Raw genomic sequence first — 5,216 nt, 5'->3', positions numbered from 1 at the left:
TGGCCTAACAGAGTGGGCTCGTAGAGCCCCAATATCTTAACCTTGGACCAAAATTCAAAAGGAATTTCAAAAGGGGTTCGGAATTTTATAATTCCGAACCCCTTTTGTCTACAAACTGACGCTGACTATAGTCAGCGTTTTTACATTATTGAAAACAAACGGTATTAATACTTATTGCTGTTTACTTATTTAAATTATTACTCATCTTTATTATCTGGGTCAGTTGCATCTTTAGGGTCTTCAATCGGATCTTCTKTATTAGTGCCCCCATCATTTTCATCGATATTATCTGGGTCAGTTGCATCTTTAGGRTCTTCAACTGGTTCCTCTGTATTAGGAGGAGCTGGATTGTTATCCTTATTTGTAGTATTACAACCCATTAACATCATGGCAGAAAGAAAAACAACTGATAATAGTTTTAACCACTTTTGATTCATTTTTATCGTCCTCTCTATTGGCTTTTTACTTTCAATATTACTTTTTCCTTTCTAATTTTTTTTATTCAAACACTGTATCAAATTATCTTCAATCACAGATAGGCTGATGAGGTTGTAAAAAACAGAAGAAACTCGTCAAAAAGGTAGTCGTGAGAATAATTATTTAGTGTAAATGGAATTTTTATTAATACTATGGCGATACTTCAACTAAGGCTCTTTTCCAATACATCTACATGTAATTTTTGTTATAAAGTGAAACTAAGTTTGATAAGAAATTCATGAAAAACATGGATAAATCAACTTTTCATCAAAATCAAAACGTTTGAGTAAACTTCATTTTTTAAAAAACTATAAAAATTCATTAAAAGCTAACCCTTATTCAAAACTTCAAAAGAACATAGGTAGGATATGAGGTAATTTTAGGTACAAAAAAAGGCTATACCTTATAGGTATAAGCCCTCTCTTGAAAATTGTACTTGAAGCGAAAACAAAATGAAGTTTAGCCGAATTTTTTTGATTTATTGATGGGTATCAAGACGTTGAAATCAAGATTCCAACGAAATATATTCAGCACCCTGTTCTTTTGCCCAATTATGTATATAACTGAGCAGCCTATATCCAAGGCCACTAGGGCGATGATTTACATCAGTAACCAAATCTTGTACAAACACATAGCGTTCATTATACAAATCTTCATGCCAGCTAATACCTGCTAAAGYTACGATGCTTGTATCATGATATAAAGCAAATAACTGTTGACCCTCCTTACGCATATCATTTAATAATTCTAGATATTCCTCTAAAGTCAAATCAGTATGTAACTGATTTATTATCGGATAAGCCTGTAAGAATTGATGTTCTACAGTTAACTCTACAATATTTTCCACTGGTATTTTCATATTAATTTCTCCTATCTTTTTTAATTTTTATTGCTTCGCCTTCCATAAATAGATACGGATTGATTTTCTGACATATAAACCTGTCCAAAATTTTTGTTAGTTAAAAATGCTTCTACTTCAGTGGAATCTTTATCAATCTAGAGATTCATCACCCACTTAACCTACACTCGCTCACGAATTGGTTCGGTTTGAAGATGGGGTCTTCTCGCTAGATCTGATAAAAAAAGAAGCGGAACACAGTTAAGGTTCCTGCTTCTTTCTGTTAATTTCACAGGTGAAATTTTTATTAGATGATCGCTTCTTAGATCTTATGCTAATCTGTGCTCAATTCTTTAAGACTAATCGCTTGATTCCGTTGCATTCCTAATTTTCTTCCAATAAAATATTATGAATGATTTTGGGTTGATTTTTCTAGTTCTTCTTCTTTTATCTTTAAGGCTACTAAACTAGCAAAGTCATGAATGATAGTCGCTGCCAATAGTGATGTGATTTGTGTTGGATCATAAGGGGGGAGGACTTCCACTAGGTCGAATCCAATAAAGTTAAATCCCTGCAGAGAACGAATCATCTCTAGGGTTTCAAAGCTGTTTAGACCGCCGACCTCTAGGGTGCCTGTACCAGGGGCACAGGATGGATCCACAAAATCTATATCAAAACTCAAGAAACATGGTGTATCCCCAATGGTCTTCTTGACTTCCTTCAAAACATCCTTGATGCCTCTTTCCTTCAGTTCAGGCGTAGTTATCACGTTGTATCCTAGATCCGTGCTGGAATCTATATCTCCTGGATGATTGAGCGTCCCTCTAATTCCAATTTGGAAAACTTTATCCGTTTGGAGCAAACCTTCCTCATATGCACGGATAAAAGGGGAACCATGCCAATATTTCTCTTCATAATAGGTATCCCAGGTATCAGTATGTGAATCAAAATGGAGCATTGCAACAGGTCCATGTACTTTTGCGGCAGCTCGCAGGTTTGCCAATGTTACTGAATGATCCCCGCCAATACCTATTGGAATGATTCCTTCTTTCATTAAGTCTGTCATTGCACTTTCAATTAGCTCATAGCTTCGGTGTATATTATGGGGAATCACTGAAATATCCCCAATATCAATGGCATTACAATCGTCAAATGGGTACACCTTGTGTATCGGATGGTAAGGAAACAAGGTCATAGATGCCTGGCGGATTGCCTGTGGGGCAAACCGTGCTCCTACCCTGAATGAAGCAGCTGTATCAAAAGGTATACCTAATACTGCCAATTTGGCATTTTCTCTTGAGGCAGGTAAGCGCATAAATGATCCGGTCGTACAAAACTCTGGTTTTACGTCAGGAGATAACGGATATTTCATTTTTGTATTCCTCCATTTTCTTATTTCTTTCATTGTAGAGAAACAATGCAATTATCATGCCAAGTCCCTATTAAGTGATATCTATATGTTCTAACTAGATATTATTTGCAGGAGTTATGAAGGAGCGCATAATCTATGAAAAATTGAATCGCTTATCGGAAGGCGATGTACTACTTCATTCTTGTGAATAAAATTCATTACGCTGTCTAATATTGCATAATTTAAAAGCTTATTATTACGAAATTCATGTATTTAAGTGAACAGTAAACATTTGGCACAGAATTTGCATTTAGATATTTTTGGAAATTTGAAAAATGGGGAGGTCTTTAAATCTATTAAAGATGTGTTAATCCTAATAAATGAAAGCGATTACAAGGAGGAATGATAGGTGGAAAATGGTGCTAAACTGAAAAGAACTCTAAAATTATGGCAAATTGTTATGATGGGGTTAGCTTATATGACGCCTATGGTCGTATTTGATACATTTGGTATTGTATCTGGAATTACGGGGGGGCACGTCCCAACAGCGTATATCGTTGCATTGGTGGGTATGCTTTTTACAGCCGCAAGCTATGGGAAACTTGTAAAAGTTTTCCCGACAGCTGGTTCTGCCTATACTTATACGCAAAAGGCAATTAACCGACATTTAGGATTCCTGGTAGGTTGGTCTTCGTTGTTAGATTATCTATTTTTGCCTATGGTAAATGCATTGTTGACCAAAATCTATCTCACAGCATTATTTCCAGAAGTTCCAACATGGATATGGGTAGTATTGTTTGTAGGGATTGTCACCATTCTCAATCTCCGGAGTGTTAACGTACTTGCTAACTTTAATACCCTTTTTGTTTTAATTCAGATTGTCATCATGGTGGTGTTCATTATTCTTGTTGTCAAAGGCTTGCATAATGGAGAAGGTACAAGCGAAGTATTTACAATTCAGCCTTTCATAAATGGAGGAATGGACAATACGGCAATAATAACTGGAGCAACCATTCTTTGTTTTTCCTTTTTGGGGTTTGATGCAGTAACAACACTTTCAGAAGAAACACCAGATCCGAAAAAAACGATTCCGAAAGCGATCTTTTTAACAGCCCTTTGGGGTGGAATTATTTTCATCACCTCTTCATTCTTTATTCAGCTCTTTTTCCCGGACATGTCCCGTTTTAAGGAACCAGATGCTGCTTTACCGGAAATCGCCCTTTATGTAGGTGGGAAGCTGTTCCAATCCATTTTTCTTTGTGCAACTTTCGTCAACACGCTAGCATCAGGACTAGCTTCACATGCCAGTGTCTCACGTCTTTTATATGTTATGGGCCGGGATAAAGTGTTTCCGGAAAAATGGTTTGGATTTATCCACCCTAAGTGGAAAACACCAGCTATTAATGTTGTCATAGTTGGAGTCATTTCATTGTCGGCTTTGTTTTTTGATTTAGTGACTGCCGCATCACTGATTAACTTTGGTGCATTAATGGCATTTACTTTTGTAAATCTGTCAGTGATCAGCCATTTTGTCTTCAGAGAGAAGAAGCATCGAACTATAAAGGGATGTTTCAATTACTTAATTATGCCTTTAATCGGAGCTATATCAATTGCTATACTCTGGATCAATCTAGAGACTAGCTCACTAATAATGGGGTTAGGCTGGTTTATAATTGGTTTTTGTTATCTAATATTTATCACGAAGGCATTTCGAACAGCTCCACCTCAATATCAAGTTGAAGAAATTCAGTTATAGAGTTTGAAAGGAAAAACGCATTTTAAAAAGGATGCGTTTTTTTCTATTTGTTTATTTCATCATCATATTTTAACATTATGCAAATTTGAATTGCTTATGAATGTATACATATGGTCTGGATGAATGAAGTGTGAAACCATGTAGGAAAGTGGCGATATACTGCCAACCAGCAACATTGGTAAAGCTGGCACGGAAATTGCTTTATACATTTATAAGAATAAAAAATGAGGTGCTAAAATGGCAGTTAAAACTGAGGGGATTAAAAAACGCGAAAAGGATAATTCTCTGCAAGAATTCCAGGATATCTTAAAAGAAGCAATTGATGTTTTGGACTACCCAGATCAGGTTTTTGATTTTTTAAAAACACCAATGCGCTTTTTAGAAGTCTGTATTCCAATCCAAATGGATAACGGTGAGACAAGGATGTTTCAAGGATATCGGGCTCAACATAATGATGCAACCGGTCCAACGAAAGGAGGGATTCGGTTTCATCCGGATGTCACTCCTGAAGAAGTTAAGGCTTTGGCGGGTTGGATGAGTTTGAAATGCGGAATAACAGATCTTCCATATGGAGGAGCAAAGGGTGGCATTGTCTGTGATCCCAGACAGATGAGTTTGTCTGAGCTAGAACGATTAAGCAGAGGGTATGTCAGGGCAGTCAGTCAAATAGTTGGGCCGACCAAGGACATTCCTGCACCGGATATGTATACAAATTCTCAAATAATGGCCTGGATGCTAGATGAATATGATCATATCAGGGAGTTTGATTCACCCGGCTTTATTACGGGTAAGCC

Annotated in this window: 5 protein-coding genes; 2 read left to right on the top strand and 3 right to left on the bottom strand. The window is 36.7% G+C overall.

All coding sequences use genetic code 11. The features are described 5' to 3' along the window. Positions 1–197 precede the first annotated feature (197 nt). From AC1DUW_RS20650 to speB, 3 genes are all read right to left on the bottom strand, one after another. Entirely contained in the window at positions 198–437 is a 240-nt protein-coding gene (locus AC1DUW_RS20650) for a hypothetical protein (RefSeq protein ID WP_477643333.1), read from the bottom strand. Positions 438–982: 545 nt separating this feature from the next. After that, positions 983–1,336, bottom strand: a complete 354-nt coding sequence (locus AC1DUW_RS20645) for a GNAT family N-acetyltransferase (protein WP_477643332.1) — start codon at positions 1,334–1,336, stop codon at positions 983–985. A gap of 385 nt (positions 1,337–1,721) precedes the next feature. Further along, complete coding sequence (speB, locus tag AC1DUW_RS20640; RefSeq protein ID WP_098175106.1) at positions 1,722–2,687, bottom strand: agmatinase; 966 nt, start codon at positions 2,685–2,687, stop codon at positions 1,722–1,724. Between the two features lie 388 nt (positions 2,688–3,075). Here speB and AC1DUW_RS20635 point away from each other — a divergent pair, with 388 nt between their 5' ends. Then, entirely contained in the window at positions 3,076–4,422 is a 1,347-nt protein-coding gene (locus tag AC1DUW_RS20635; RefSeq protein WP_053345618.1) for an APC family permease, read from the top strand. 237 nt (positions 4,423–4,659) lie between these two features. Further along, positions 4,660–5,216, top strand: a 557-nt coding sequence (locus AC1DUW_RS20630; RefSeq protein WP_477643331.1) for a Glu/Leu/Phe/Val family dehydrogenase, incomplete at its 3' end; no start/stop codon positions are given.

The organism is Peribacillus sp. P4_C12, assembly GCF_056402095.1.
Note: the sequence above shows the minus strand (reverse complement) of the source record. Positions and strands in the feature narration are given on the sequence as shown.

Excerpts from the sequence above, each read along its gene's own strand:
- speB (WP_098175106.1), bottom strand. The coding sequence starts at position 2,687 with ATGAAATATCCGTTATCTCCTGACGTAAAACCAGAGTTTTGTACGACC.